Here is a 24,849-nt window from a genome sequence, read left to right on the forward strand (position 1 = left end):
GCTACGTGCGGACGGGATAAGTGCTGAAAGCATCTAAGCATGAAGCCCCCTCCGAGATGAGATTTCCCTTTGAGCAATCAAGAAAGACCCCTCAGAGACGATGAGGTTGATAGGTCATGGGTGGAAGCGTGGTGACACGTGGAGCTGAATGATACTAATCGGTCGAGGCTTTGATCTAGTCTAATGGTTTGTGTTGATGAATCCTCAGTTTTCAGGGAACAAGCCCTAAAGTCTGGTGGCGATAGCGAGACGGCCACACCCGTTCCCATGCCGAACACGGAAGTTAAGCGTCTCAGCGCCGAAAGTAGTTGGGGGATCTCCCCCTGTGAGGATAGGACGTTGCCAGGCAACAACAGAGAGGACGACCGAGCATACGCTCGGTCGTTTTTTTGTTTCATTGAAACTTTATCTCTTCTTTCCTCGTAGTGAATATGAGAAAGAGGGGATTTTTTTATGAACAATATGTCTCCTTACAGTGATTCATCGGGGAAACAAAACGAGAGGGGAAGCATAATGAAAGATCTTCAGCAAATCCAATTAGACCTACAACAACGTATCGCCGAGCGTGATCGACTTGTCCGCAAACAAAAGACACTTGAAAAACAGCTAAAGGAACATGAAGTGATACGGAAAGAATTGTTGAATACATTTACGAAAGAACAGCGCGATGTTTACGATCTTGAAAGTTTTTCGCTCGTCAATACGTGGCGTAAATTACGAGGCACATTTGATGAGCAACGCATAAAGGAAGTAGAAGAAGCTGCTCGTGCTGAACTGAAATTGCGCGAACACGAGAAGATGATTGATGAACTGACGCTCGAGCATCGAGATTTACAAGAACAGCTCGAGAGATATGAAAGCATCGATACGGAGTGGGAGACCTTCTTAGAAACAAAAGAGGCACACCTCACAAAAGATCCAGCTATTCGCCGAGACCTACATGATCTCACCAATCAACAAGCTCAGACGAATGAACTTATCATCGAATATCGAGAAGCCATTGTTGCGGGTAAGGCAGCACGAGCAACGATTACGAAGACGCTAAAGCATTTAGACAGTGCCAAAGGTTGGTCGACGTATGATACGTTCTTCGGGGGAGGATTGTTTGCGACGGCAATGAAACATGATGCGTTAGATGCATCCGAGCAGACGATGCATGAATTACAATCTGCATTGGAACGTTTCTCCCGTGAATTGGCAGACGTCCAAGAAATTGTACAGGAATTACATGTCGATCGAGGTTCACTGATTCAGTTCGCAGATTACTTTTTGGATGATATTTTTTCAGAATGGACGATGCATGGACGAATCAATGATTCATTAGATCAAGTGAACGGACTAGATAAGGAAATCAGTCAGTTGATTACGCATATGACGACAAAAATGGAACAGTTGGGAGAAAGACTCGAAGAGGTTGGTGAAAAAAGAAGACAGCTCATCCTCACGCGATGAGCTGCTTATTTACTCCGGTCGTTTTAACCAGTGGCGAAGTCCTTTCCCTGCATGAGGTCCTGCCTCGTAACGAGGAATGACGTGCAGATGGGCATGAGGAACAGTTTGGTTTGATGCCGTGCCGACGTTCCAACCGAGCGTGTATCCATCAGGTTGAAACGTTTGATCAAGATGTTCCTTCGCCTGATGAAGTAATTCGTATGTATGTTGCCACTCTAAAGGCGTTAAGTCGAATGTCGTCGCGCGGTGTGCTTTCGGGACAATCACACCCGAGCCAACGAGGACATCTTGCTCGTGGTCATGCATGAGAAAGTAACAAGAGTCATTCTCGGCAATAATGGTTTGATGTGGATCGAGTGTCGGGTGACAAAATGGACAAGTGGACATGAGATAGATACACTTCCTTTCTATACTAAGTGTACCAAAGGGGGAGAATCATGGAACGACTCATCGATGAAATCGTGCAAAATGTGCAAACAGGACAACGAACGCTGATTGGTATCTCTGGACATGGGGCAGCAGGAAAATCGACATTGGCCGAAAGATTACGGGAACGACTCGGTGATATAAACCTGCTTCACACAGATCCATACATCATCGATTCACAGTTACGGAAACAAACGATACTCACCTATGAACAGAATGGAAAAACCCATCATTATAAGATGACGGCTTGTCATCCAGCTGCGCATCATCTGCTTTCACTCGAGCGTGATGTTCGTATGATTCGAGAGGGAATCGGCTTTTACACAATCGATGTCTCATATTTAGAACGTACGTGGATTGACCCGAAAAAAATGATTACGATTATTGAGGGCATGAGTGTCGCATTTCTAGATCTCTCCTCTTTTGACCAGTCGATTTATCTTTATACGGACGGAGAAACAGAATTTAGACGCAGAGCGAATCGTGATATCCAGGAACGGGGAATGGAAATGGATTACTTACGCGCCTCGCATGACGAAAGACGTATTCAATATGACGTGTTCATGCATCCGTATCGCCATCACTTCCAAACCATCGTCAATACGAGTAAGGATGAAATTCAAATTGAAAAAACCGCTCACGAGGAGCGGTGACTGCGTAGCGTATCTTGAATACCGAGACCGAGCTGTTCTTGCTCACGTTCGAGTTGTTCCCAGGTGAGGGAGCGGTGGCGCAATTCGACGTCAGTCGCCATCGACTCGAGCGTTCGCTGTGTTTCGATGTTGTCGAGCCAGTAGTAGAGGTCGATTCCATCTTCATGCAGACGCCAAAATGATTTGACGACCTCAAACTCATCGGCCCACTCACCGACCGGCTTGAACCCATACTTTTCGACGAACGGATAAGGACGCTCTTCTCCGAGCGGGTCAATCACGTTCCGAACAAACATCGGTTCAAGTCCAGCATGAGCCGTTGCGTCGAGCAATCGTTTCAGTTCAGGCATTGGTTCGATTTCAATATGTTCAATCACGTCAAACCAGACACGTTTCATGTCCTTGTCCCATAACGTCGCTTCCACGCTGTATGGGGCTCCAGCAGACGAAGGGGCATACATCGTCAATTCGAATGAGAACGGAACGTCTTCCTTCGCACCAGGTTCTAGTACGACAGTGAGTGGAATCGGAATTTCTTGAATGTCGGCTTCTCGATTAAATTCATTTCCTTCCATGGTGATGTCTTTAAATGTCGTCAAAAAGTTGAGTGTCAGTTCTTGTAACCGGACGACAGTCGTCGTCGGGTTGGATACGTGCAGGGTCCCGGTCACTACCTGCTTCGGAATGAGTGCTGCCGGGTCAAACGTGATGTCGGCTTCGATCTCCGAAAAGAACCATTTCTTGAATCGGTTTCCCCATTTGGACATGGCGGTCGCGCCCCTTTTCTCTAAATTCTATGCTGTTATACCTGTTCCCGATTCCATTTTTCAAAAAACATTGAGAAAAAGGTTGCTTTTTATAACTGTCTCACTTATTATAGAGGATGTCGAAACAATTCAAACCATCGCGGGGTGGAGCAGTCTGGTAGCTCGTCGGGCTCATAACCCGAAGGTCGTCGGTTCAAATCCGGCCCCCGCAACCAATCTTTATTTAATTTTATATGTCGTCGCGGGGTGGAGCAGTCTGGTAGCTCGTCGGGCTCATAACCCGAAGGTCGTTGGTTCAAATCCAGCCCCCGCAACCAATTTTTAAATGAGATAGCGAAACGATAGCGTTTCGTGTTTTTTTTTGCTTAAAATGAAGTGTACAATGAGTACGTATGAGAAGTGATAAAAGGAGAACCATTCATGTATACATTGATTACGCATTCTGCGGCGGAGACGCAGGCAGTGGCAGAGCGTTTGGCCACGCTCGTCGAAGCAGGAACGGTCATCACGTTAAACGGTGACCTTGGTGCCGGCAAGACGACGTTCACACAAGGGTTCGCAAAAGGACTCGGTGTCACACGGAACGTCAACAGTCCGACATTCACCATTATGAAACAATACAAAGGGCGCTTGCCGCTCTATCATATGGATGTCTATCGACTCGAGGATACGGGGGATGACATCGGTCTTGAGGAATATATCAACGGTGACGGTGTCGCCATCGTAGAGTGGTCGAACTTGATCGAGTCTTCTCTTCCGGAAGAACGCTTGGCGATAACGATTGAACGAGTCAGTGATGAAGAACGGAAATTGACACTCGCTCCAACGGGTGAGCGTTACGTTCAAATCGCCAAGGAGGTGCTCGCATGAAGCAATTGATGATTGATACCGCGACGACACGTTTGTCTGTCGCATTAAGTGAGGCTGGAGAAATTCAAGCCGAAGCGACGGTCATGGTCTCGAAAAACCATGCGGTCACACTCATGCCGATGATTGAACAACTCATGGCAGCTGTGAAATGGACTCCGAATATGCTCGAACGCATCGTTGTTACGACAGGTCCTGGGTCGTACACAGGGATTCGGATTGGAGTGACGACGGCGAAGACACTTGCTTATACGTTGAACATTCCACTGATCGGCGTGTCTGCCCTTCAACTCATGGCAGCAGCCCCAAATACGGACTTGCCCGTCGTATCATTAATTGACGCACGACGCGGCAACGCCTATATCGGATATTATCAACAGAACAAGGCACTGACACACGATCAACATGCGTCTGTCGCCGACTGGCTACGACTGAATATCCAAGGACGTTTCCTCGTCGTTGGAGATGTCGAACCGTTCCGTGACGTGTTGAGTGAATATGAGTATGTCGAAGCGCCGGCTGCACATCGTTACGGCCGCGCGAGTGATTTGGTCGTCTTTAGCGATGAGACGAGTGATGTCCATGCGTTTGAGCCAGAGTATTTGCGACTCGCTGAAGCGGAAGCGAAATGGTTAGAGGGTCAAAACAATGGCTGACGTTAAAATTCGTCGAATGACGTGGCTTGATGTCGAAGAAGTGACGAAAGTCGAAGAAGCGTCGTTCTCCATTCCGTGGACAAAAGAGGCGTTTATGAACGAGATGCTTCGAAATGAACAGGCAATTTATTTTGTCGCGGTCCATGACAAACGGGTCGTCGGTTTTGTCGGAGTATGGCAAATCGTCGACGAAGGACATATCACGAACATTGCTGTCTTACCTGAATTTCGTGGGCAAGGGATCGGTAATCAACTGTTAGCGGAACTTGTCGCGTTTGCCAAGTCAAAGGGGCTTGTCGGATTGACGTTAGAAGTCCGCGTGTCGAACGTCGGGGCGCAAAAACTATATGAACAGTTTGGGTTTATGCAAGCTGGACGAAGAAGACGCTACTATCAGGATAATAATGAAGACGCCTATATTTATTGGGCGAAGTTAGGAAGTGACTCAGAATGAACACATCACTGATTCTCTCAATCGAGTCGAGCTGTGACGAGACGTCTGTTGCGCTCGTCAAAGACGGGAAGACGCTATTGTCGAACGTCGTCTCTTCTCAAATTGAGAGCCATAAACGATTTGGTGGCGTCGTCCCTGAAGTGGCGTCTCGTCATCACGTGGAGCGCATCACGTATGTCATTGACGATGCGTTGAGCGAAGCAGGCGTGACGATGGAAGACGTCGATGCGGTCGCCGTCACACAAGGACCGGGTCTCGTCGGTGCCCTTCTCGTCGGCATCAGTGCGGCCAAAGCATTGGCGTTCGCCCATCAAAAACCGCTCATCGGCGTCCATCATATCGCGGGACACATTTACGCGAACGAACTCGTCGAAGAGATGGAGTTCCCACTCGTCTGTCTCGTCGTCTCGGGCGGACATACAGAACTCGTCTATATGCCAGAACATGGTGTCTTCGAAGTCATCGGGGAGACACGTGACGACGCGGCAGGTGAGGCATACGATAAGGTCGCGCGCACGCTCAGTCTCCCATATCCGGGAGGTCCTGCGATTGACCGCTTGGCAGCGGTTGGGGAAGATACGTACAATTTCCCACGTGTTCGCCTTGAACCGGGTAGCTTCGACTTCAGCTTTAGTGGCTTGAAGTCATCGGTCATCAACGCCGTACACAATGCGGAGCAACGTGGGGAGACGGTCATCCCGGAAAACTTGGCAGCGAGTTTTCAAGCAAGTGTCGTCGAAGTGCTCGTTGAGAAAGCGATTCGCGCTGTGAAAGAAAAAGGAGCGAAACAATTACTCGTTGCCGGTGGTGTTGCGGCAAACCGTGGACTCCGCGCTGCGCTTCAAGAAGCGACTGCTGCTGAAGGGATTCAACTTGTCATTCCACCACTCGATCTTTGTGGAGACAATGCCGGCATGATTGGGGTTGCGGCACATCACGCGTATGTGCGCGGGAAGCGCGATACACTAGCGATGAATGCGGTTCCTGGGTTATCCTTAGAAGAGAGCATGACAGTCTAGGGGGAAATAGAGACATGACGAAACGCATCATCATTGGAGGACTCATCGTACTACTCGTCGTCGCGACGTTTTTACAAGTACGAGAAATCATCCGCGCTTACAATATTGCCTATCAAGAGGAAATTGTGCCAGAAGAGACACGAGTGAAGTCGTTGACTGGAGAAGAGTCATTAGAAGGTATCGGTCGTGTGACCGGAGAGAATACGCTCATCGAGTCATTGTATGGTTACACGAGTGTCATCGACCAAGAGCCAGAGCGTGTGATCGTCGTTGATCGCAATCTCGGTGTTCAGCCAAAAGCGAGCGATGCTTACTATGAAATTGAGCGGGGTCGCGAGGCAACGGAAGAAGAGGCTGCGAAGTTTGACGCTTTGATCGAGGAACTTGACGAACAGCAACTGTTCGCACAAGTCATCTCGACACACGAGGCACGCTATGTGACGAATGACGAAAAACCGATGACGTTCTATAAAGTGTTCACACGTGACGTCGATACGAACGAGGCGGTCTTCTTTATCGCCGAGGACGGGACGAAGCTCGATTTCCATACGGTGGGATTCCAACCGTTACGATACTTTTAAGATAGAGAGAGGCCAGCGTATTAAACACGCTGACCTCTTTTTTCATGCCTTCAAATTGGCAACGATTTTCCCGACGACATGTCGGTTCGAGAGTTCGACCAACTTCTTCGGGATATCCGCAAATGGAATTGTCTCTTGAATCATCGGTTGAATCTCACCCGCTGCAAGCAGTTCGAGCATGTGCGTACCGATGCGGACGATGTTTGCTTCGCTCACACGGTCTTGTTGATGATGAATCGCATTAAGTGCGACTTCATGGTAGGAGATGACACGTGTGAACGGTTTGATGACACTCATGTCAGGGGCCCCGGCGATATGGGCGATGTGTCCGTTGTAGGCGATGACTTGGAGGGAAGCGGTCGCCGTCTCCCGACCGACGGGATCGATGACAGCATTGACACCGTGACCGCTCGTCAGTTCCATCACCCGTTGTTGCCAGTCTTCTGTATTGTAGTCAATCGCCTCGTCGGCTCCGAGTTGTTTGACCCAGTCATGGTTACGCGCTGAAGCGGTCGTGATGACACGTTTTCCAAGATACTTCGCCAGCTGAATGGCAAAGCCACCGACACCACCGGCACCCGCGTGAATGAGGATTGTATCGATTGCATTCATCGGAAGTTTTTCAAAAATGGCTTGGTACGCTGTGAATCCAGCTGTCGGTAAAGCGACCGCATCAGCGAACGAGATCGATTCTGGAATCGGGACGACCATGTGCGATTTGGCACGTGTGAACTCGGCGAAGCCACCCCATTCATTCCAGTTGCTGTGGTAGAGGACACGGTCACCGATCTGTACGTTCGTCACGTCATCCGCGACAGCGACAATCGTACCCGCGACATCGAGCCCGAGGACGTGAGGGTATGACCATTCGGGTTTGCCATTGGTAGCCGTTTTATAGTCGACTGGGTTGAGCCCTGCATATTCTCCCTCAATCAATACCTCACCGGAGCGAAGCGTCGGTGTATCGACCTCCTCGATTTGCATCGTCTGCCACGTGTTCGGTTCATGTAGTAATAAAGCTTTCATCAAATAGCCACTCCTTATAAATTTATTTATCGATATATCCTTTAAACGTTATTTGTCTTATGATTTACTCCCTTTTATACTGAAGATAATGAATATAAAAGGAGTTTACACAGATGATTGATTTTGAATGGTATCGCAGTTTTATCCACGTGTACCAGCAACGTTCCGTGTCGGCAGCGGCGCGTGTTCGCTTTTTGACCCAACCGGCTGTCAGCCAACATATCGCCGCACTCGAAGCAGAACTCGAAACGTCCCTCTTCACACGGGCACCACGTCAGATGATTCCGACGGATGCGGGGAAGGAACTATACACGCAAGTGGTCGGCTTGATCGACCGTCTTGAAGAACTATCGCTTGAGATGAAATATGTCTCAGGTGAGCAACCGCGTCCCGTCCTCAAGTTCGGTGGACCGACCGAGTTCGTCACACATGAGATTATACCCGCTTTGCCGCTTGATGCTGCACAGTACATCGCAGATTTCGGGATGACAGCAGATTTAATCAAACGCTTAGCGGACGGGGAGCTCGACTTTGTCATCGCGACGAAGCGGATGGAGGAGCCTGGTATCCAATACGTCCCGATTGCCGACGAATCGTTTTTGTTAGTGGCGCCGAACGATTGGGAAATCCCTACTGATGAGTTAAAAGACTGGATGGACCGTCAGCCGTGGATCAGTTACGGATTGGAGCTTCCCATCATCCGTCGATACTATCAGACGCAGTTCGGGGAACGCCCAGACATCCGTCCGGAGATGATCTTACCAAACGTCGACGCGATCCTTGCGGCAATCGAATCGAAGTGCGGCATCAGTATCTTACCGAACTATTTGATTCGACATGCACTCGAGCGAGGAAGCGTTCAAATCGTAGCACCGGAGCGTTTTGCAACGAACGTTATTTACCTCGCACATCGGACCGAATCGAAGCATGACCCTGTCATCAACCAAGTCATCCAAGCGCTCCAGGATGCAAAATGAAGTAGGACCCACGTGGGCCCTACTTTTTTCGATTAATGTACATTAAGGTCTTCTAAAAATTGGACATCGCGACTAGCGAGAAGTGCCTCTGCTTCTTTGCGATACGTTTGATAGTGGGGTGAGGCGATATGCGCATCGAATGCCTCCTTGTCGGCCCACTTTTCGTAAAAGACGAATGCGTCCGGGTTGCCTTCGACACGGTGTAACGTATAGAAGACACAACCTGCCTCCGCGCGTGATGGGGTGACGACTTGACGTAAGTGTGTCTCGAGCGCGGACCCGAGACCAGGCTTCGCTTGAATTTGAGCTAAGATGGTAATCATCTTCATTCCTCCTCATCTATAAAACCCGCCTGTTCTCAAACGGGCGGGTCGTTCTCTTTCATCGATTGGCAACGAGAAAGAATTGATTAGTTTAACGTGTTGATGACGGCTTTTGCGACAGCAACGGTCGATTGTGGATTTTGGCCTGTTACCAAGTTTCCATCGACTTGAACGTTTTCTGTGAAGTTGTCTGCGAGCACGATGTTCGCACCGAGTTCACGAAGACGCGTTTCAAGTAGGAACGGCATGTAGATATCAAGACCTGTCGCACGTTCTTCTTCATCCGTGAACGTCGCAATCGTTTTACCGTTCACGAGTGGTGTGCCGTCAGACAATGTCGCACCGACAAGACCAGCGGGACCGTGGCAGACGGCAGCAACCGTTTTACCTGCTTCAAATAGTGAACGGATCGCAACATTCAACGCTTCGCTTTGTGGAAGGTCGAACATCGTTCCGTGACCACCTGGCATGAAGATGGCATCAAATTGATCGAAGTTGGTGATTGTCTTCAAATCGATTGTATCTTCGAGAAGGGGAGCCGTCGCTTGAATGTCAGCCGGTACTTCTCCTTCTAAACTGCGTGCGTCGATTGGAGATTGACCACCGTTCGGGCTAGCGACCGTGATGTCATATCCTTGTTGTTTGAACTCGACGTATGCCTCACCAAATTCGGATAACCAAAGTCCAGTCGTGTGACCGTCCTTCATTTCTTTTGCGTTCGTCACGACCATTAATACATGTTTACTCATCTGTCATTCCTCCTAAGAAATCATCCGTTGTTTCGGTACGTGACTAGAATAACGCGCACTCTAACGAAAAACAAATTAAGAAAAAGCACCTTATCTATAAATAAATTTATACATAAACGAAAAAGCCGCCCTCTTTAAAAAGAGGACGGACTGTTCAAGCTTTCGGTTGTCGATAATTCTCCCGATGCCACGTGTTGATGCGGCTCACGATGAACACGAGAAGTGCGAGGATCCACATGAAGAGCGTCTCTTCATAAAAGTGGGCCCACACTGATCCCGGTGCATAGAACGTGTGAACCGTCACATCGACCGGCCAGACGACGATACGGATGAAGAGTGTGCTCATGAGCAGACCACTGAAAAGACTGAGTAGAATCCCTGGCCACGTCTGAATGATGAAGCCGATCACGACCGGTAAAAAGTAAAAGAGAATAGACGGGACGATCGTCGGCTCCCCACGGATGAGTTCAGATACGAACTCGGTTCCGGTTGGCACGATATAGGCCAGTCCAGTGAGGAACGCTTGGATGAACTCGATTCGCATGGCACGTGTACGCATCATGTATGGAGTTCCTCCCATTCCGCATAAAGTGCGGTGATGGATTCTTTCGCTGCGTCCGATTCGGTCGACAACTCCTGGGCACGCGCGAAGTCGTTGAAGACGTCCGGCTCACAAAGCAACTGTTCAATCTCGTCGAGACGATTCTCATGTTGCTCAATCGCTTGCTCAATCTCTTCGATGCGCTGTTTGATGCGGCGCTCTTCCCGTTGTTGTTCTTTATCGGCACGCTGTTTTTTCACGACGACCTGCTTCGTCTCTTCACGGGCGAGTCGTGCGAGTTCTTCGATCTCTTCTTTCTTCTCGACGTAGTACGAGTAGTCACCGAGATACTCATCGATGCCGTTCGGCGTGATCTCTAACACACGCGTCGCGAGACGGTCGATGAAGTAGCGGTCGTGCGAGACGAAGAGAATCGTACCTGGATAGTCGAGAAGGGCGTTCTCTAAGATCATCTTCGAGTCGAGGTCCAAGTGGTTCGTCGGCTCGTCCAAAATGAGGAGGTTCGGTTGCTCAAGCTTCAGCTTGGCCAACGTGAGACGTGCGCGTTCGCCGCCGGATAGTTCGTGGACACGCTTCATGACATCATCGCCGCTGAAGAGGAACTGTCCGAGAAGACTCCGCACTTCTTGCTCGCGCATGAGTGGCCAGTCGTTCCAAATCTCGTCGATGACACGGTTCGCGTCCGACAAGTTCTGCTGCTCCTGATCGTAGTAGCCGATCTCGACGCCGGTCCCGTAGCGGATATCACCGGTAAGAGCGGCTTGTTGTTTCGTCAATACTTTGAGAAGTGTCGACTTTCCGACCCCGTTCGGACCGACGAGAGCGACGGATTCCCCGCGCTGTAGTTGGAAACGGAGATTTTGGGCGATCGGTTCTTCATAACCGATGGCGAGGTCACTCGCGCTCAACACATCGTTCCCGCTCTGTCGTTTGATGGAGAACGAGAGGACAGCACTGCGTTCGTCACCGTCCGGAGCATCGAGGCGGTCGACTTTCTCCAGACGCTTCCGTACGCTTTGCGCCCGTTTCGTCGTCGTCGCCCGGGCGATGTTTCGCTGAATGAAGTCCTGCATCTTGGCAATCTCTTCTTGCTGCGACTCAAACTGCTTCTTCTCTTGTTCGTAGAGAGCGGCCTTTTGTTCGAGGTACTTCGTGTAGTTCCCGACGAAGCGGCGGCTCCGATGACGTGACAGCTCATAGACAACCGAGACGACGCGGTCGAGGAAGTATCGGTCGTGGGAGACGATGAGGACGGCGCCTTTATAGCCGCTCAAGTACTTCTCAAGCCATGCGAGCGTCTCGATGTCCAAGTGGTTCGTCGGCTCGTCCAAGATGAGCAGGTCGGGACTTTGAAGGAGCATCTTCGCCAAGGCGAGACGCGTCCGTTGTCCCCCGGAGAGCGTGTCGATCCGACGCTCGAAGTCGTCCGGATAGAAGCGCATCCCGTGAAGGACCGAGCGGATCGTCGCTTCATACTGGTAACCGCCGCGCTCTTTGAACGTGTGCTGCTCTTCATCGTAAGAGGAGAGGAGACGTTCGTAAGCCGCAGCGTCATTTAGGATTCGTTCGGATCCCATGTCGGCCTCCATGCGACGGAGCGTCTTCTCTTGCTCGATCAAGTCCGTAAAGACGGTGAGCATCTCGTTCCAGATCGTCTCGTCGGATTCGAGCCCTGAGTCTTGGGCGAGATAGCCGATGGTGACGTCTTTTGGCTTCATGATGTCCCCGGAGTCATAGTTATATTCACCAGCGATGACTTTCAAAAGCGTCGACTTCCCGGCCCCGTTTCGGCCGACGAGGGCGACGCGTTCGCCTTCCTGGATTTCGAGTTTGACGTTTTCTAAAATCGGCTCGACGCCGAAGGATTTGGATAAGTTATTGACTTGCAGTAGGATCAAGTGAAAAAACCCCTTTCTCTCTATTTAGTATACTGTATTTTTCAGCGATTTTAGGTATATTCGTTGAGTGGTCATGTGAATTCGTTTACAATCAAGGTGTATGAAATTCAGATTCGTTTGTAACGTGTCGTAAAAAGGAGGCTCTTTCCGTTGAGTCAAAACGAACCAAAGATTCCACAAGCGACAGCCAAACGGTTGCCACTATACTATCGATTTATTCAAAGCCTGCACGCGTCAGGTAAACAACGTGTCTCTTCAGCAGAACTGAGTGAGGCGGTCAAGGTCGATTCGGCTACGATTCGCCGTGATTTCTCGTACTTCGGTGCGCTCGGTAAAAAGGGATATGGCTATAACGTGCAGTATCTGTTAGACTTTTTCCGAAAGACACTGAATCAGGACGAGATTACGAATGTCGCCTTGGTCGGGGTCGGTCACCTTGGGACGGCATTCGTCAACTATAACTTCCTTAAAAACAATAACACACATATCGTCGTCGGGTTCGACGCAGACGAGACAAAAGTCGGCACGACGATGTCAGGCGTCCCAATTCATCACGTCGATGAGATGGAACAGATTATGAAGCAAAACAAGATTGACGTCGCCATTTTGACGGTACCTTCTGCCTATGCGCAGTCCGTCGCAGACGACTTGGTCCGTTTCGGCATCAAGGGCATCTTGAACTTCACACCGGCACGACTTACCGTACCGGACACGGTTCGCGTCCATCACATCGATTTGTCGATTGAGCTGCAGTCACTCATTTACTTTATGCAACACTATCCAACCGCTGAGGGGGTCCATCAATAATGGAATTACTAGCATCATCACTCGTCGTCGGGATTCCGGGTGGGGCGAGTCTATTCATCATCGCCATCATCGCGCTCATCATCTTCGGACCGAAGAAATTACCGGAGTTTGGTCGCGCGGCCGGACAAACGCTTCGTGAGTTCAAAAATGCAACGAACGGCATGATGAACGAGCACGACGAGAACGACAAGAAAGCTATCGAAAAGAAAGAGCAGTAAGCCATGAATCATCAACCTGATCAAGAGCGGGAACTCACCGATCACTTGACAGAGCTGCGGAGACGACTGATGCTATCTGCATTTGTCGTCTTTGCCTTCTTTTTGATGGCTTTGCCGAGTGTCAAATATGTACTCGCGTACTTGCAAGAAGATCTCGTCGAACGCGGGCTCGAACTGAACGCCTTTGGGGTCGCGGACCCGCTCATGATTTACTTGAACTTGGCGCTCATCATCGGCCTGATTGCGGCGAGCCCATTCCTACTGTATCAAGTGTGGGCGTTTGTCGCACCCGGTCTGCATCCGAATGAACGAAAAGGTACGCTCGCTTATATCCCGATCATCTTCGGATTATTCTTGATCGGCCTTGCGTTCGCCTACTACTGGTTATTCCCGCTCGTCCTCGATATCTCGACGGACCTCGGGCAAGACCTTGGACTCGAACAAATCATCGGGGCGAACAATTACTTCACGTTCTTGTTGCAACTGACGATTCCGTTCGGTCTATTGTTCCAATTGCCGGTCGTGACGATGTTCTTGACCCGGATTGGTGTCGTGACACCATACTTCTTATCAAAAATTCGTAAGTATGCGTACTTCGCGCTATTCGTAGTCGCGGCATTCATCACACCACCGGATTTGACGTCGCACCTTATGGTGTCATTGCCACTCTTCTTCCTATATGAAATCAGTTTATCGATTTCACGCGTCGCCTACAAAGGGGTGCTGCGCCGGGAGAAAGAAGCGATGGTGCAAGAACAGATGGATTTAATGAAACAGATGAATGAGAAATGAGCATCGTTCCGTAAATGGGATGATGCTTTTTTATATGCATTCCACTGTAGTTCAACTTGTGTTCAAACTTTAGACACTTTTACGTGAAATAGTGAGCATAGTCGTTGAATCCTATATTGTGAAATAGTACACTAAAGTCAGGAAGTGAATGTGATATTTATCACAATATAAAACAAAACGTATTGTTTAAGATAAAAGGAGAGACGACTCATATGAAAATCGCAGTCATCGGATGTACACACGCAGGAACAGCAGCTGTCAAAGGGTTACTCAATCGATACAACAATCTCGACATCACCGTTTACGAGCGGAACGACAACGTCAGCTTCCTCTCGTGTGGGATTGCGCTCCATGTCGGTGGGGTCGTCCAACGTGCAGAAGAATTATTCTACTCCTCTCCACGTGAGCTTGAAGAACTCGGAGCGACTATGCGCATGAAACATGATGTCTTGTCGATTGACGCCGAAGCGAAGACGGTCCACGCCAAAAATCTCGAGACGGGGGAAGACGTGCATGACACGTACGACCGCTTGATCGTTACGACGGGTTCATGGCCGATCGTCCCAACACTGCCGGGCATTGAGATGAATGGAATTGAGCTCTGTAAAAACTATGCGCATGCCCAACGGATCATCGAGCGCGCGACAGATGCGACGAAGATTGCCGTCATCGGGGCAGGTTATATCGGAGTCGAACTCGTCGAGGCGTTCGAAGCATACGGGAAACATGTTACATTCATCGATAGTGCCGACCGCATCTTGAACAAATACCTCGACAAGTCGTTCACAGATCCATTAGAAGCGAACATGACAAGTCGGGGAATCGACCTCGAACTCGGTCAGACGGTCGAAGCGTTCCGTGGTACAGATGGAGATGTCACACATGTCATGACGGATAAAGGTGAATTCGAGGCGGATCTCGTGATCCTCTGCGTTGGATTCCGTCCGAACACAGGACTCCTCGAAGGACAGGTCGATATGCTCGGAAACGGTGCGATCATCGTCGATGAATACATGCGCACGAGCAACCCGGATATCTTTGCGGCAGGGGACAGCTGTGCCGTCTACTACAACCCGGCACGCACACATGCCTATATCCCGCTTGCAACGAACGCTGTCCGTATGGGGACGCTCGTCGCGGAAAATATGATGCAACCACGTGTCCGCTACCAAGGGACGCAAGGAACGTCAGGACTTCGACTCTATGACTGGAACATTGCGTCGTCTGGTCTGACAGAAGAAGCGGCATCCCTATTCGGACTCGACGTAGAAAGTGTCGTCATCGAGGATGCATATCGTCCGGAGTTCATGCCGACCGCAGAGAAAGTCGAATTCAAACTCGTCTATGAAAAAGAGACGCATCGGATTGTCGGAGGACAAGTATTATCGAAAGCGGATTTGACACAAGCGGTTAACACGCTCTCCCTAGCCATCCAAAACGAGATGACGGTCGAAGAGCTCGCGTACGTCGACTTCTTCTTCCAACCGCACTACAATAAACCATGGCACTTCTTGAACAGCGGAGCGCTTGAAGCGATGAAAGACAAAGTAAATGTCTAACAAAAAAACGCGGAAGCTTAACAGCTTTCGCGTTTTCTTATAGATAGCGTGGTGCATCTTTCATGGAATTCGTTAAGATCATATAAAGAAGGAAACTCCCAGGGAGAATCAAAAAGATGAGTCGAACTCCGATTGAAGAAATACCAAAGTATTCAGCAATCCCACCGCATACTCCAGACAGAGAGCGGTCCGTCGCGGACTTACGAAGTGTACGTTGCATAGCAAAGCTCCTTTTGAGTTGATATGTAAATTTTACCATGATAAGTACATAAACATCCCCATCGATTGATTTGTTAATGTAGATTATTTACAAGTCACTCAGGGAAAAGAGATAGGGTAAGTGCTCGTCATGCTTTCTACCTTAAAGGAGGAATTTTTCATGGCTAAAAAGGAAAAACAACCGTATCACATCGTCACGTTCACGTTCCCAGAAGAGGCGATTTCGTATCAGGCGTTCAGTAAACTGAAAAAGTACCATTCGGATGGGCTTGTCGGTTTTGAACAATTGGTCGTCATCAAGCGTGAAGAAAACGGGGCGTTCTCGTTTGAAGATGCGGCGCAGCTAGCACCCGTCAACAAGTCGACGAAAGGTGCGCTCATCGGGATGGCGGTTGGAATCCTCGGTGGACCGTTCGGAATTTTATTCGGAACACTCACAGGTGGTCTCATCGGCGGCACGAAAGACGTGAAGCATATGCAAGGTATTCAAGATACATTCAAACGGACGGTCGGTAACATCGAACCAGGTCAGACCGGCGTCATGGCCATCGGGGAAGAATTCGACCCATCGATTTTAGACGGGCTCGCAGAAGAGTATGGAGGAACGGTCACACGGACAGACGAGGAGTTGTGAGACATGAAATTCGGGATCTTAGGTGCTGGGAAAGTCGGTCGCGCGCTCGGGGAGCAATTCGAACAGGCCGGTTATGAGGTGCTGTACGGGACACGGACTGAGCGGGAAGGGACGTTGACGTTACAAGAAGTCGCCTCAGCAAGCGATGCCCTTCTGCTATGTACACCTTTTGCGGCAGCGGTCGACCTGCTGCCGACACTTGATGAACTGAATGGGAAAGTCCTGATTGATGTGACGAATCCAATCGCCATCGAGTTTAACGAAGTCGAGCGACCGGACGGGGTGTCGGGTGCGGAGTATTTGCAGCGACTCGTTCCCGATACGAAAGTCGTCAAAGCGTTCAACCAGACGGGCGTCGAGAACCTAGGTAACCCGGATGGTTCTGTCATGTTTGTCGCAGGAGATGATGAGGAAGCGGTGCAGCTTGTCGTCGAGCTATCGAACAAGATCGGTTTCGATACGCATCCGCTCCATGGGTTGAAGCTTGCCCGTGAACTAGAAGGGTTGGCGTGGTTGTGGATTCATAATGCGGTGAAGGAAAGAAAGTCACGGGACTTCGCCTTCTACTTAACAGAACGCTAAAAAACGATCGGGGCGGAGTAGCCTCGATCGTTTTTTGATTAGAACCCTGTGTAGCGGTCAGAGCGTGTTTGCAGTAGCTCGATCGTCTCACGTTCGATTTGTTCGACTTCGCGCTGTTGCCAACCTGGCATGAGAAACGCATCGACGAGTGCCCAGATTCCTGTGATGATGGCACCGAAACCGAGCGTCAAGACGACGAGGAGGACCATCGCAATTCCTGACCCAATCTTTTTGAAATAAAAGCGATGTGCACCGAGTGCACCGAGGAAAAACCAAAGTAAGTACGCGACGAGTAAGCTGCGCTTGCGCTTCTCGACTTCGCTGTTGACGAGCTGCATTTCTTCCGTCGTCAAATCCATGCGTGACACATTCATCGGATTTCAACTCCCTATCCATAATTGTTATAATAAGTTCGGACTCTAGTATATCGGAAAATGGATTTGTTTCCATGATTTCCTAAAAAGAAAAGAGGTTTGCTATGCTTTTTCCGATTTTAACGTTCATTGTCGCCTTTGTTCACGTCGTCGGTGGGGCGATTGCGCTGTATCAATATCCACAATATAAACGAATGGCCATCAGTGCCATCGTACTCGGATTCGTCTACGGTGGGTTGACTGTGGCTGTGATTGGGTTATGAAGTGGGGGGCAAATGGACCACTTCGTTCGCGTCTTCACATGCAGAGTGGCTATCAGTTGGGGACATATCTATTTTTAGGTCTGATCATCTTTGATTTACTTTTAGGTGACGTTCCGAGAATCTCGTTTGCGATGTATGCCTTGTTCTTTTACTTTTGGCAGCGTGAACGTGTCGAGAAAGAAGACAAGGCGTTAGCCGAACAGATGAAGCAGCGATCGAACGAGTGGACAATCACACTCGTCATCTTGCTTTGCTTCGTAGGCTATGCCGTTTCGCTCGGTTTACAAGAACCTTCTATTTCATTGCTCGAGCTGAGCATTTACGGCTTCTCGACAATCTTTTGTATCCGGGCGTTGACATTGATTTATGCCATGCACCAAGAACAGCTCGATTAAAACCCATCCCTTCGCATGAGAAAGGATGGGTTTTATTTAGGAAGCAACTCGTCGTAGGACGAGCTTTTCTTTTACATAAATTCCGCTATAGACGAGGAAGCAGCCGAAGCTGACCAACAGTCCGATATAGACGCTCATCATGAACGGGGTGAGAAGCGACCCGATCAAAATCGTCGAACGTGATAAGAAGTCGGCACCGGCGAACGACGTCCCGGCAAATGCTGAATACGCACCTCGTCTGTCTTCTGGCATCATGTTCGCCTTCTCCGTATTTAACACCGGAGAGTACAACAATTCTCCGAACGTGGCGATGAGCATGAAGCCGAGAAGGAGCATCATCGAGTTCGCACTCGTGATGACCGCGTAGCCGATTGTGTACAACGCGAGACCGCCGAGTAATGTGTGTTTATTCGAGAAGCGTGAGGCGAGACGTTGAATGAAGAACGTCAATGCGACGACGATGAGCGTGTTCTCGATTTGAATTAAGCTCATCATCCGTACTCCGTTGATCGTCCAGTCTTCGAACGAGAGCGGTTCAAATGAATCGGCGAGTCGGACGGCGACGTAACTGCCCATCGAGAACTCGGCGGCGAGGATACACATCGAGCCGAAGACGACTTTGACGAACGGGCGGTCACGCCAGGCGATTTGATAGCTTTGGAACACGTCGACGAAGACGAGCTTGAGCTTTTGTGAGGTCCACGTTCGTTTCGTGTCCTCGAGGAAGATGGCGTACGCGATCGGCAACATGCTCGACGTGAACGTCAAAATCCAAAATAGTAACAATTGATTGCTGACATAGAGCCAGCCCCCGAGTGCCGTCCCGATCGTGATGGATAAGTTGATCAACCAGTAATCGAGCGCATAAACGGCTTTTCGGTTCTCAGGTGTTGTCGCGTCGATGATGATGGCACTCATCGCGGGTCGCCCGAGGTTGTTCGTGACCGTGAAGATCGTATAGGCGATCATAAAGACGATCATCTGGTCGAACTGAAGACTGAGCGTCATGACGAGAAACATCGATGCGGTGAGACTTGCCGTCAACACGAGGAGTCGCTTCCGTGAAAACTTATCGGCGAGGTATCCCCCGATTAACCCGATCACGTATCCGAGACAGACGAGCGAGATCAAGAAGACGCCCGCAATCCATTCGTTGAACGCTTTGACAAAGAGAAGTGCCATGAACGGCATGATGGCGAATGAGACCGAACGGTTGAAAAATGATGTCACGAGTCGAACTTTTATTGGTTTAGGTATATCTTTCCATTTCATCTTGTCACCTTCCATTCTGTACCTGTATGATAAACAAGACAACGGATTTGAAAAATGGACGACATGGGGAAATGATGTCCACTTTTAAGGGGGGATGTGACGTGGATGCATATTTATTTCGATTGTGGAAAGAGTGTCGGGACGGGGCGTACACGATTTCCGATATGGCGGAAGCCATTCATTTAAGCCCGAAACAGACGAAGCGTCATTTGGCACGGTGGCAAGAAGAAGGGTGGCTCACGTATACGAGTGGACGCGGACGGGGAAATTTGACGCGTCTCGAATGGCTACGACACGTCGAGCATGATTTGGCGAAACAGTTGCTCGAACGCATGGAGAAAGAGTCGGTCGAGGCCGTTACGAATCAACTCGAATGGGACTGGTCGCCTGCGCAGGCAGGGCGCTTCATGCGCCAGCTCGAGAAGAAGTTCGGTTACGTCCAAACATCGAGCGATGCGCTCATCATTCCGCGCCGTCGTCACTTTTTGACGACACATCCGCTCGAGGCGGCTGACATCCATAGTGCCCACCTCGTACAAAACGTGTTCAATCGTCTCTTCATGATTGATGCGTCCGGAGAGGTCACAGGAGAGCTTGCCCATCATTACGAATGGCAAGGAAGTACGCTCGTCTTGTTTCTTCGGAAAGGCGTCCGTTTTCATGACGGGTCGCTCATGACGAGTAAAGACGTGACGAAGAGTTTACGCACACTCGTTCAGTCGGATGTGTATCGCTATATGTACCGGCACGTCCGGCACATCGCATCGAACGGCACGTATCGCGTCGATGTCACGCTCGACCGGCGCCGAAATTCCTACATCCCGAAACTGTCGATGATTCATACGAGCATCGCGAAAGGGAGTGTTGGGACGGGTCCCTTTCAATTGGATCGCCACGACAAAGAGAAGACGGTCCTTCTCGCTTTCGAGAACTATTTTGGAGTCCGAGCGCTCTTAGATCGTGTCGAGTTCATCAAAGTGCCGGACGGATATGACCCGACGTATCGAATCTCGTCGCGGGATTCCAAGGAGACCGGACTGATCTCGACACCGTCCGGATTCGGGCTTGTCATCTTAAACAGTCATCCGAATAGTGTGTTCGCCAATGAAGAGGCACGGCATTATATGCATCGCTTGATTGCGGAGATTCGTCCGGAAATCGGGACGTTGAATGAGCGAAGAACGCCGAACGACCGAGGGTTTCTCGGTTCGCTGAGTGAGACGTATGATGTTCCAAAAGGGGCACCCGTCACGTTCGACCGTCCGATACGAATCAAGCAGACGGACTATACGAACGATACGACCGACTGGATTGCCGAGATGTTGACGCGTCACGGCATTGCCTATGAGTTCGTGCCCATCAGCTTCAAAGATTCGATCCACGATAAAACGTATTATGAATACGTTGACCTGGTCGTTCACGGGGAAGTGTTCGAACGGAACGTGACGCTCGGGTTCGAACAATTTATGTCGAACGAGTACTCGCCGCCGCATAAAGTGTTCCCTTACATGGAGGGGATAGCGGAACGGATCGAACAGTATGACGAGTTACCGTTTGAGGACTGGTTGCCCCTGCACCGAGAGATTGAGCGCGAGTTGAAAGAAAAGTCGTACTTCATCCCGCTCTATAATGAGGAGCGGACGATTCCGTTCCCGGTCGAGCTAAAGGACGTCTGTGTCGACTTGTTCGGTTATTTTGATTTTGCAAAACTATGGATTCCGTCGTAAGGAGGGGTATGGTGCGTAAGAAGTTACTCATTGGGTTCATGATCTTTTTTGTAGGACTGTTTTTATTCGCGCTATGGGATGGTGAGTTCGTCGCCTTGTCAATCACAGGTCTAGGGTTTGCGATTTATGGTTATCGACACGAAGAAATTGAAAAGCTTGAAGAAAAGGTGACGAAGAGAATCATGAGGCAAGTCGATGCGACACTCATGAACATCACGATTTACGGTTTGCTGATCATTGGCGTGATCATCAATTTCTTTATGGATGAACCACAAATCTCATTGATTGATGTCATTTATGTCGCATTAGGTGTATTGTTCGGACTGCGTGGACTGCTCATTCGGAGTGTGTATCAAGAAGAAATACAGGATCAATCGAAAGTTACATCCATAAGAAAAACCCCGAGCTCGTAAGACTCGGGGGTTTCGTTATGCGGATTTGTCCGTGCCTTCTTTTTTGACTTTTCGGGCGAGTGCCAAGATTTGATACACTTTGAAAAAGTCGTAAGCGGCGACGGCGATGATGAAGTACGTCCAGAAGCTGAACCCATACTCTTGTACCGAGAAGTACGCGAGGACGGTGAACAAAACACCGAACGAGAGACTAAAGAGCATCATCACTTTTAATTGTCGCGGCATAACTGCCACCTCATTTCTACATTAAAAATAGTACGAGCATCACGAGCGCGTTGTTGAACGCGTGGATGGCGATTGGCACAATCAACCGTCTCGTCTTCGCATACGCGTATGAGAACGCGAAGCTCATCGCGATATACACGAGGAACCGATTGTCTTGGTGGATGAGCGCGAATAGGATTGAACTGACTCCAAAGGCAATCCAGAATCCGAAGCGAGCGTTCAAGTTTCCGAACAAAATATGGCGGAAGAGAATCTCTTCGATAATCGGTCCGAGCAAGACGACCGGCAAAATCATGAGTGGAATGACTTCAACCATTTCAGCAATATTTTGTGTGTTCATCGACTCGACCAGTTCACCAGAGATGGCCGTTTCAATCAAGTTCGCCACGATGACGAGCCCGTATTGCATCAAAATCCCGAGCCCGATCCATTTGACCGTGTCGTTCAAGTTCGACTGGATGCCTTGCGCCTTGTATTGTTTCAAGTCCGGCCAGATGAGTAAAATCGACAGAACAATCGTCACACCGAATCCGATGGCGAGCCAGAGCCCGACGAACGTTTCTGTTAACCATTCCGGTCGCACTTCGCTAATCACGAGCGGGAACAGTTGGACGAACGCATATAGTAAAATCGGGGTGAGGTGCCGGAGACGAATGTTAGGCGCCATCGAAAAACGGGTATTTATCGATTGGTTTGAGTTTAATGTAGCCAATTCAACACGTCCTTAATCATAAGAATGAACCTACCTTTTTCTCATTGTAACAAATAAGTTCTCTTGACCGCGAGTAGGAGCATTTTTTGATGTTCCCTACTTGATTTTTTAATCGTCCCATACTACACTTATCAATGTTAGCACTCCTTTTAACTGAGTGCTAAAACCTTACGATACACATTACATCATTCATATTCGGAGGAGGGTTTTTCCATGTTAAAACCACTAGGCGATCGTGTCATCATCGAAGTCGTGGAGAAAGAAGAAAAGACGATCGGGGGCATCGTGCTTCCTGATACAGCGAAAGAAAAGCCACAACAAGGGAAAGTCGTCGCAGTCGGAACAGGCCGCGTGACAGACGAAGGCAAGCGCATCGATCTCGACGTGAAAGAAAATGATTTGGTCATCTACTCGAAGTACGCAGGTACCGAAGTGAAGCATGATGGAAAAGAGTACTTAATCGTTCGCGAGAGCGACATTCTCGCAATCGTAGGCTAAGCACCATTATTCAAAAACTTTTTTAGGGGGAAATGAACGATGGCAAAAGATATCAAATTCTCAGAAGATGCACGTCACGCGATGCTTCGCGGCGTCGACGCACTCGCTGACGCAGTCAAAGTAACGATTGGACCAAAAGGACGTAACGTCGTCCTCGAGAAAAAATTTGGTTCACCACTCATCACAAACGATGGCGTGACCATCGCGAAAGAAATCGAACTCGAAGACCGCTTCGAAAACATGGGCGCGAAACTCGTTGCTGAAGTCGCGTCGAAGACGAACGAAGTCGCAGGGGACGGTACGACAACAGCGACAGTCCTCGCACAAGCGATGATTCGTGAAGGGCTCAAAAACGTCACAGCGGGCGCGAACCCGATGATCCTTCGTAAAGGAATCGACAAAGCGGTTCGTCGTGCACTCGAAGAATTGAAATTGATTTCAAAACCAATCGAGTCGAAAGAGGCAATCGCACAAGTCGCAGCCATCTCGGCAGCGGACGAAGAAGTCGGTGAATTGATCGCAGAAGCGATGGAGCGCGTCGGTAACGACGGTGTCATCACAATCGAAGAATCACGCGGCTTCACGACTGAACTCGACGTCGTCGAAGGAATGCAGTTCGACCGTGGATACTTGTCACCATACATGATCTCAGATTCTGACAAGATGGAAGCGTCACTCGACAACCCGTACATCTTGATCACAGACAAGAAGATCTCAAACATTCAAGAGATCATCCCGGTACTCGAGCAAGTCGTGCAACAAGGGAAGCCGATCTTGATCGTCGCAGAAGACATCGAAGGCGATGCCCTCGCGACACTCGTCTTGAACAAACTCCGTGGCACGTTCAACGCGGTAGCCGTCAAAGCACCAGGATTCGGTGACCGTCGTAAAGCGATGCTCGAGGACCTCGCGACACTCACAGGTGGTCAAGTCATCACGGAAGACCTCGGTCTCGACCTCAAATCGGCATCACTCGACATGCTCGGTCGCGCATCGAAAGTCGTCGTCACAAAAGACACAACGACTGTCGTCGAAGGTGCAGGAAACGAAGAAACGATCAAAGCACGTGTTCAAACGATCCGTAACCAAATCGAAGAGACAACGTCTGACTTCGATCGTGAAAAACTCCAAGAGCGTCTCGCGAAACTCGCAGGTGGCGTAGCCGTCGTCAAAGTCGGTGCAGCTACGGAGACAGAACTCAAAGAGCGTAAACTCCGCATCGAAGACGCACTCAACGCGACACGTGCGGCCGTTGAAGAAGGAATCGTTGCGGGTGGTGGTACATCACTCATCAACGTCATCCCAGCTGTTCGTGCATTGCTTGCAGAGGTGACAGCGGATGAAGCGACTGGTGTAAAACTTGTCCTTCGTGCGCTCGAAGCACCGGTCCGTCAAATCGCGGAAAACGCGGGTGAAGAAGGTTCGGTCATCGTTGAAAAGCTCAAGAACGAGTCAGTCGGTGTCGGGTACAACGCGGCAACTGGCGAATATGTCGACATGATCGCACATGGTATCGTCGACCCGGCGAAAGTGACGCGTTCAGCGCTTCAAAACGCTGCATCTGTCTCAGCGATGTTCCTCACAACTGAGGCCGTCATCGCAGACAAGCCAGAAAAAGACGCTCCTGCAATGCCTGATATGGGCGGCATGGGTGGAATGGGCGGTATGATGTAAGTCATGCGCCTTAATGAGAACCATTCATCAGCGAAAGCTGGTGGATGGTTTTTTTGTGTTGCTTAGATAGAGTTT

Annotated in this window: 32 protein-coding genes, 2 tRNA genes and 2 rRNA genes; 24 read left to right on the plus strand and 12 right to left on the minus strand. The window is 49.7% G+C overall.

The features are described from left to right. From KNP04_RS13270 to KNP04_RS13280, 3 genes are all read left to right on the plus strand, one after another. Positions 1 to 178 (plus strand): 23S ribosomal RNA (locus KNP04_RS13270); the annotation flags it as partial. A gap of 53 nt (positions 179 to 231) precedes the next feature. Beyond that, positions 232 to 348, plus strand: a 5S ribosomal RNA gene (gene rrf / locus KNP04_RS13275). Between the two features lie 165 nt (positions 349 to 513). Next, on the plus strand, positions 514 to 1,452 hold the full coding sequence (locus KNP04_RS13280) for a coiled-coil domain-containing protein (RefSeq protein WP_214876695.1): 939 nt from the start codon (positions 514 to 516) through the stop codon (positions 1,450 to 1,452). 9 nt (positions 1,453 to 1,461) lie between these two features. On the opposite strand, the gene KNP04_RS13285 is transcribed toward KNP04_RS13280, so the two are convergent. Further along, a complete protein-coding gene (locus KNP04_RS13285) occupies positions 1,462 to 1,839 on the minus strand; it encodes an HIT family protein (RefSeq protein ID WP_214697096.1) in 378 nt (125 codons plus the stop codon). A gap of 50 nt (positions 1,840 to 1,889) precedes the next feature. Here KNP04_RS13285 and KNP04_RS13290 point away from each other — a divergent pair, with 50 nt between their 5' ends. Continuing rightward, complete coding sequence (locus KNP04_RS13290) at positions 1,890 to 2,531, plus strand: uridine kinase family protein (RefSeq protein ID WP_214876702.1); 642 nt, start codon at positions 1,890 to 1,892, stop codon at positions 2,529 to 2,531. Here KNP04_RS13290 and KNP04_RS13295 read toward each other — a convergent pair. After that, on the minus strand, positions 2,516 to 3,298 hold the full coding sequence (locus KNP04_RS13295) for a sporulation protein (protein WP_214748859.1): 783 nt from the start codon (positions 3,296 to 3,298) through the stop codon (positions 2,516 to 2,518). The two genes, KNP04_RS13290 and KNP04_RS13295, sit on opposite strands and share 16 nt — an antisense overlap. Positions 3,299 to 3,436: 138 nt before the next feature. Here KNP04_RS13295 and KNP04_RS13300 point away from each other — a divergent pair. The 7 genes from KNP04_RS13300 (at position 3,437) to KNP04_RS13330 (ending at position 6,875) form a co-directional block, all read left to right on the plus strand. Further along, positions 3,437 to 3,513 (plus strand) — tRNA-Met (locus KNP04_RS13300). Positions 3,514 to 3,538: 25 nt separating this feature from the next. Continuing rightward, positions 3,539 to 3,615 (plus strand) — tRNA-Met (locus tag KNP04_RS13305). Positions 3,616 to 3,718: 103 nt separating this feature from the next. Then, positions 3,719 to 4,168: a tRNA (adenosine(37)-N6)-threonylcarbamoyltransferase complex ATPase subunit type 1 TsaE gene (gene tsaE / locus KNP04_RS13310; protein ID WP_074032590.1), complete on the plus strand. Its 450-nt coding sequence runs from the start codon at positions 3,719 to 3,721 to the stop codon at positions 4,166 to 4,168. After that, complete coding sequence (gene tsaB, locus KNP04_RS13315) at positions 4,165 to 4,821, plus strand: tRNA (adenosine(37)-N6)-threonylcarbamoyltransferase complex dimerization subunit type 1 TsaB (RefSeq protein WP_214697083.1); 657 nt, start codon at positions 4,165 to 4,167, stop codon at positions 4,819 to 4,821. The genes tsaE and tsaB overlap by 4 nt, the downstream gene beginning before the upstream one ends. After that, entirely contained in the window at positions 4,814 to 5,275 is a 462-nt protein-coding gene (gene rimI / locus KNP04_RS13320) for a ribosomal protein S18-alanine N-acetyltransferase (protein ID WP_214761456.1), read from the plus strand. The genes tsaB and rimI overlap by 8 nt, the downstream gene beginning before the upstream one ends. Beyond that, complete coding sequence (tsaD, locus tag KNP04_RS13325) at positions 5,272 to 6,294, plus strand: tRNA (adenosine(37)-N6)-threonylcarbamoyltransferase complex transferase subunit TsaD (RefSeq protein WP_214697073.1); 1,023 nt, start codon at positions 5,272 to 5,274, stop codon at positions 6,292 to 6,294. Before rimI ends, tsaD begins: the two co-directional genes overlap by 4 nt. 14 nt (positions 6,295 to 6,308) lie before the next feature. Continuing rightward, positions 6,309 to 6,875, plus strand: a complete 567-nt coding sequence (locus KNP04_RS13330; protein ID WP_214876710.1) for a hypothetical protein — start codon at positions 6,309 to 6,311, stop codon at positions 6,873 to 6,875. Positions 6,876 to 6,917: 42 nt separating this feature from the next. Here the strand turns inward: KNP04_RS13330 and KNP04_RS13335 are convergent, their stop codons facing one another. Next, a complete protein-coding gene (locus tag KNP04_RS13335; RefSeq protein ID WP_214876711.1) occupies positions 6,918 to 7,901 on the minus strand; it encodes a zinc-binding dehydrogenase in 984 nt (327 codons plus the stop codon). A gap of 113 nt (positions 7,902 to 8,014) precedes the next feature. On the opposite strand from KNP04_RS13335, the gene KNP04_RS13340 reads away from it, so the two are divergent. Continuing rightward, complete coding sequence (locus tag KNP04_RS13340; RefSeq protein WP_214697062.1) at positions 8,015 to 8,878, plus strand: LysR family transcriptional regulator; 864 nt, start codon at positions 8,015 to 8,017, stop codon at positions 8,876 to 8,878. A 32-nt stretch (positions 8,879 to 8,910) separates the two neighbouring features. On the opposite strand, the gene KNP04_RS13345 is transcribed toward KNP04_RS13340, so the two are convergent. The 4 genes from KNP04_RS13345 to KNP04_RS13360 all read right to left on the minus strand — a co-directional run bounded on the left by KNP04_RS13345 (position 8,911) and on the right by KNP04_RS13360 (position 12,410). Beyond that, positions 8,911 to 9,201 carry a putative quinol monooxygenase gene (locus KNP04_RS13345; protein ID WP_214876712.1) on the minus strand — a complete coding sequence of 97 codons (291 nt, stop codon included), beginning with the start codon at positions 9,199 to 9,201 and terminating at the stop codon, positions 8,911 to 8,913. An 86-nt stretch (positions 9,202 to 9,287) separates the two neighbouring features. Beyond that, positions 9,288 to 9,950, minus strand: coding sequence for a type 1 glutamine amidotransferase domain-containing protein (locus KNP04_RS13350; protein WP_214818586.1), 663 nt, complete (start codon positions 9,948 to 9,950; stop codon positions 9,288 to 9,290). A gap of 154 nt (positions 9,951 to 10,104) precedes the next feature. Continuing rightward, positions 10,105 to 10,512: a hypothetical protein gene (locus tag KNP04_RS13355; RefSeq protein ID WP_026824457.1), complete on the minus strand. Its 408-nt coding sequence runs from the start codon at positions 10,510 to 10,512 to the stop codon at positions 10,105 to 10,107. Next, positions 10,509 to 12,410 carry an ABC-F family ATP-binding cassette domain-containing protein gene (locus KNP04_RS13360; RefSeq protein WP_214876714.1) on the minus strand — a complete coding sequence of 634 codons (1,902 nt, stop codon included), beginning with the start codon at positions 12,408 to 12,410 and terminating at the stop codon, positions 10,509 to 10,511. Before KNP04_RS13360 ends, KNP04_RS13355 begins: the two co-directional genes overlap by 4 nt. A gap of 150 nt (positions 12,411 to 12,560) precedes the next feature. Here KNP04_RS13360 and KNP04_RS13365 point away from each other — a divergent pair, with 150 nt between their 5' ends. The 4 genes from KNP04_RS13365 (at position 12,561) to KNP04_RS13380 (ending at position 15,786) form a co-directional block, all read left to right on the plus strand. After that, complete coding sequence (locus KNP04_RS13365; RefSeq protein ID WP_015880579.1) at positions 12,561 to 13,217, plus strand: redox-sensing transcriptional repressor Rex; 657 nt, start codon at positions 12,561 to 12,563, stop codon at positions 13,215 to 13,217. Then, a complete protein-coding gene (gene tatA, locus KNP04_RS13370; RefSeq protein WP_034770678.1) occupies positions 13,217 to 13,435 on the plus strand; it encodes a twin-arginine translocase TatA/TatE family subunit in 219 nt (72 codons plus the stop codon). Before KNP04_RS13365 ends, tatA begins: the two co-directional genes overlap by 1 nt. 3 nt (positions 13,436 to 13,438) lie before the next feature. Continuing rightward, positions 13,439 to 14,227, plus strand: coding sequence for a twin-arginine translocase subunit TatC (gene tatC, locus KNP04_RS13375; protein WP_214742996.1), 789 nt, complete (start codon positions 13,439 to 13,441; stop codon positions 14,225 to 14,227). A gap of 212 nt (positions 14,228 to 14,439) precedes the next feature. Then, positions 14,440 to 15,786: an FAD-dependent oxidoreductase gene (locus tag KNP04_RS13380; RefSeq protein ID WP_214876716.1), complete on the plus strand. Its 1,347-nt coding sequence runs from the start codon at positions 14,440 to 14,442 to the stop codon at positions 15,784 to 15,786. Positions 15,787 to 15,823: 37 nt separating this feature from the next. Here KNP04_RS13380 and KNP04_RS13385 read toward each other — a convergent pair whose 3' ends face one another. Beyond that, the gene (locus KNP04_RS13385; RefSeq protein ID WP_074032578.1) at positions 15,824 to 16,006 is read right to left on the minus strand and encodes a PspC domain-containing protein; all 183 of its coding nucleotides are present in this window, start codon (positions 16,004 to 16,006) and stop codon (positions 15,824 to 15,826) included. 159 nt (positions 16,007 to 16,165) lie between these two features. Between KNP04_RS13385 and KNP04_RS13390 the strand changes: the two genes are divergently transcribed. Together KNP04_RS13390 and KNP04_RS13395 are read left to right on the plus strand one after the other, a co-directional pair. Then, positions 16,166 to 16,639, plus strand: a complete 474-nt coding sequence (locus tag KNP04_RS13390) for a hypothetical protein (protein WP_214697041.1) — start codon at positions 16,166 to 16,168, stop codon at positions 16,637 to 16,639. A gap of 3 nt (positions 16,640 to 16,642) precedes the next feature. Further along, positions 16,643 to 17,221, plus strand: coding sequence for an NADPH-dependent F420 reductase (locus KNP04_RS13395; RefSeq protein WP_214876718.1), 579 nt, complete (start codon positions 16,643 to 16,645; stop codon positions 17,219 to 17,221). 38 nt (positions 17,222 to 17,259) lie between these two features. Here KNP04_RS13395 and KNP04_RS13400 read toward each other — a convergent pair whose 3' ends face one another. Next, positions 17,260 to 17,595 carry a TM2 domain-containing protein gene (locus KNP04_RS13400; protein WP_214697039.1) on the minus strand — a complete coding sequence of 112 codons (336 nt, stop codon included), beginning with the start codon at positions 17,593 to 17,595 and terminating at the stop codon, positions 17,260 to 17,262. Positions 17,596 to 17,699: 104 nt separating this feature from the next. Between KNP04_RS13400 and KNP04_RS13405 the strand changes: the two genes are divergently transcribed. Continuing rightward, on the plus strand, positions 17,700 to 17,858 hold the full coding sequence (locus KNP04_RS13405) for a hypothetical protein (RefSeq protein ID WP_015880595.1): 159 nt from the start codon (positions 17,700 to 17,702) through the stop codon (positions 17,856 to 17,858). Next, a complete protein-coding gene (locus KNP04_RS13410) occupies positions 17,855 to 18,253 on the plus strand; it encodes a hypothetical protein (RefSeq protein ID WP_214876720.1) in 399 nt (132 codons plus the stop codon). The genes KNP04_RS13405 and KNP04_RS13410 overlap by 4 nt, the downstream gene beginning before the upstream one ends. 36 nt (positions 18,254 to 18,289) lie before the next feature. Here the strand turns inward: KNP04_RS13410 and KNP04_RS13415 are convergent, their stop codons facing one another. Beyond that, positions 18,290 to 19,525 carry an MDR family MFS transporter gene (locus KNP04_RS13415; RefSeq protein ID WP_214876722.1) on the minus strand — a complete coding sequence of 412 codons (1,236 nt, stop codon included), beginning with the start codon at positions 19,523 to 19,525 and terminating at the stop codon, positions 18,290 to 18,292. A 101-nt stretch (positions 19,526 to 19,626) separates the two neighbouring features. On the opposite strand from KNP04_RS13415, the gene KNP04_RS13420 reads away from it, so the two are divergent. Both KNP04_RS13420 and KNP04_RS13425 read left to right on the plus strand, forming a co-directional pair. After that, positions 19,627 to 21,252 (plus strand): ABC transporter substrate-binding protein, encoded by a 1,626-nt coding sequence (locus tag KNP04_RS13420; RefSeq protein ID WP_214876724.1) that lies wholly within the window; start codon positions 19,627 to 19,629, stop codon positions 21,250 to 21,252. A gap of 11 nt (positions 21,253 to 21,263) precedes the next feature. Continuing rightward, on the plus strand, positions 21,264 to 21,665 hold the full coding sequence (locus KNP04_RS13425; protein WP_214876726.1) for a hypothetical protein: 402 nt from the start codon (positions 21,264 to 21,266) through the stop codon (positions 21,663 to 21,665). Positions 21,666 to 21,680: 15 nt separating this feature from the next. On the opposite strand, the gene KNP04_RS13430 is transcribed toward KNP04_RS13425, so the two are convergent. Both KNP04_RS13430 and KNP04_RS13435 read right to left on the minus strand, forming a co-directional pair. Then, positions 21,681 to 21,890, minus strand: a complete 210-nt coding sequence (locus KNP04_RS13430) for a YdiK family protein (RefSeq protein ID WP_015880600.1) — start codon at positions 21,888 to 21,890, stop codon at positions 21,681 to 21,683. Positions 21,891 to 21,906: 16 nt separating this feature from the next. Further along, positions 21,907 to 22,557, minus strand: a complete 651-nt coding sequence (locus KNP04_RS13435; RefSeq protein ID WP_031424528.1) for a CPBP family intramembrane glutamic endopeptidase — start codon at positions 22,555 to 22,557, stop codon at positions 21,907 to 21,909. A gap of 258 nt (positions 22,558 to 22,815) precedes the next feature. Between KNP04_RS13435 and groES the strand changes: the two genes are divergently transcribed. Beyond that, positions 22,816 to 23,100 carry a co-chaperone GroES gene (groES, locus tag KNP04_RS13440; RefSeq protein ID WP_015880602.1) on the plus strand — a complete coding sequence of 95 codons (285 nt, stop codon included), beginning with the start codon at positions 22,816 to 22,818 and terminating at the stop codon, positions 23,098 to 23,100. Positions 23,101 to 23,139: 39 nt separating this feature from the next. Beyond that, entirely contained in the window at positions 23,140 to 24,774 is a 1,635-nt protein-coding gene (gene groL / locus KNP04_RS13445; protein ID WP_214697033.1) for a chaperonin GroEL, read from the plus strand. Positions 24,775 to 24,849 lie beyond the last annotated feature (75 nt).

Source organism: Exiguobacterium sp. CH10 (genome assembly GCF_018617635.1).
Taxonomy (GTDB): Bacteria; Bacillota; Bacilli; order Exiguobacteriales; family Exiguobacteriaceae; genus Exiguobacterium; species Exiguobacterium aestuarii_A.

Bases quoted from the DNA above. Each gene is read 5' to 3' on its own strand.
- KNP04_RS13280 (WP_214876695.1), top strand. From the start codon at position 514: ATGAAAGATCTTCAGCAAATCCAATTAGACCTACAACAACGTATCGCC.
- KNP04_RS13285 (WP_214697096.1), bottom strand. From the start codon at position 1,839: ATGTCCACTTGTCCATTTTGTCACCCGACACTCGATCCACATCAAACC.
- KNP04_RS13290 (WP_214876702.1), top strand. From the start codon at position 1,890: ATGGAACGACTCATCGATGAAATCGTGCAAAATGTGCAAACAGGACAA.
- KNP04_RS13295 (WP_214748859.1), bottom strand. From the start codon at position 3,298: ATGTCCAAATGGGGAAACCGATTCAAGAAATGGTTCTTTTCGGAGATC.
- tsaE (WP_074032590.1), top strand. From the start codon at position 3,719: ATGTATACATTGATTACGCATTCTGCGGCGGAGACGCAGGCAGTGGCA.
- tsaB (WP_214697083.1), top strand. From the start codon at position 4,165: ATGAAGCAATTGATGATTGATACCGCGACGACACGTTTGTCTGTCGCA.
- rimI (WP_214761456.1), top strand. From the start codon at position 4,814: ATGGCTGACGTTAAAATTCGTCGAATGACGTGGCTTGATGTCGAAGAA.
- tsaD (WP_214697073.1), top strand. From the start codon at position 5,272: ATGAACACATCACTGATTCTCTCAATCGAGTCGAGCTGTGACGAGACG.
- KNP04_RS13330 (WP_214876710.1), top strand. From the start codon at position 6,309: ATGACGAAACGCATCATCATTGGAGGACTCATCGTACTACTCGTCGTC.
- KNP04_RS13335 (WP_214876711.1), bottom strand. From the start codon at position 7,901: ATGAAAGCTTTATTACTACATGAACCGAACACGTGGCAGACGATGCAA.
- KNP04_RS13340 (WP_214697062.1), top strand. From the start codon at position 8,015: ATGATTGATTTTGAATGGTATCGCAGTTTTATCCACGTGTACCAGCAA.
- KNP04_RS13345 (WP_214876712.1), bottom strand. From the start codon at position 9,201: ATGATTACCATCTTAGCTCAAATTCAAGCGAAGCCTGGTCTCGGGTCC.
- KNP04_RS13350 (WP_214818586.1), bottom strand. From the start codon at position 9,950: ATGAGTAAACATGTATTAATGGTCGTGACGAACGCAAAAGAAATGAAG.
- KNP04_RS13355 (WP_026824457.1), bottom strand. From the start codon at position 10,512: ATGATGCGTACACGTGCCATGCGAATCGAGTTCATCCAAGCGTTCCTC.
- tatA (WP_034770678.1), top strand. From the start codon at position 13,217: ATGGAATTACTAGCATCATCACTCGTCGTCGGGATTCCGGGTGGGGCG.
- tatC (WP_214742996.1), top strand. From the start codon at position 13,439: ATGAATCATCAACCTGATCAAGAGCGGGAACTCACCGATCACTTGACA.
- KNP04_RS13380 (WP_214876716.1), top strand. From the start codon at position 14,440: ATGAAAATCGCAGTCATCGGATGTACACACGCAGGAACAGCAGCTGTC.
- KNP04_RS13385 (WP_074032578.1), bottom strand. From the start codon at position 16,006: ATGCAACGTACACTTCGTAAGTCCGCGACGGACCGCTCTCTGTCTGGA.
- KNP04_RS13390 (WP_214697041.1), top strand. From the start codon at position 16,166: ATGGCTAAAAAGGAAAAACAACCGTATCACATCGTCACGTTCACGTTC.
- KNP04_RS13395 (WP_214876718.1), top strand. From the start codon at position 16,643: ATGAAATTCGGGATCTTAGGTGCTGGGAAAGTCGGTCGCGCGCTCGGG.
- KNP04_RS13400 (WP_214697039.1), bottom strand. From the start codon at position 17,595: ATGAATGTGTCACGCATGGATTTGACGACGGAAGAAATGCAGCTCGTC.
- KNP04_RS13405 (WP_015880595.1), top strand. From the start codon at position 17,700: ATGCTTTTTCCGATTTTAACGTTCATTGTCGCCTTTGTTCACGTCGTC.
- KNP04_RS13410 (WP_214876720.1), top strand. From the start codon at position 17,855: ATGAAGTGGGGGGCAAATGGACCACTTCGTTCGCGTCTTCACATGCAG.
- KNP04_RS13415 (WP_214876722.1), bottom strand. From the start codon at position 19,525: ATGAAATGGAAAGATATACCTAAACCAATAAAAGTTCGACTCGTGACA.
- KNP04_RS13430 (WP_015880600.1), bottom strand. From the start codon at position 21,890: ATGCCGCGACAATTAAAAGTGATGATGCTCTTTAGTCTCTCGTTCGGT.
- KNP04_RS13435 (WP_031424528.1), bottom strand. From the start codon at position 22,557: ATGGCGCCTAACATTCGTCTCCGGCACCTCACCCCGATTTTACTATAT.
- groES (WP_015880602.1), top strand. From the start codon at position 22,816: ATGTTAAAACCACTAGGCGATCGTGTCATCATCGAAGTCGTGGAGAAA.
- groL (WP_214697033.1), top strand. From the start codon at position 23,140: ATGGCAAAAGATATCAAATTCTCAGAAGATGCACGTCACGCGATGCTT.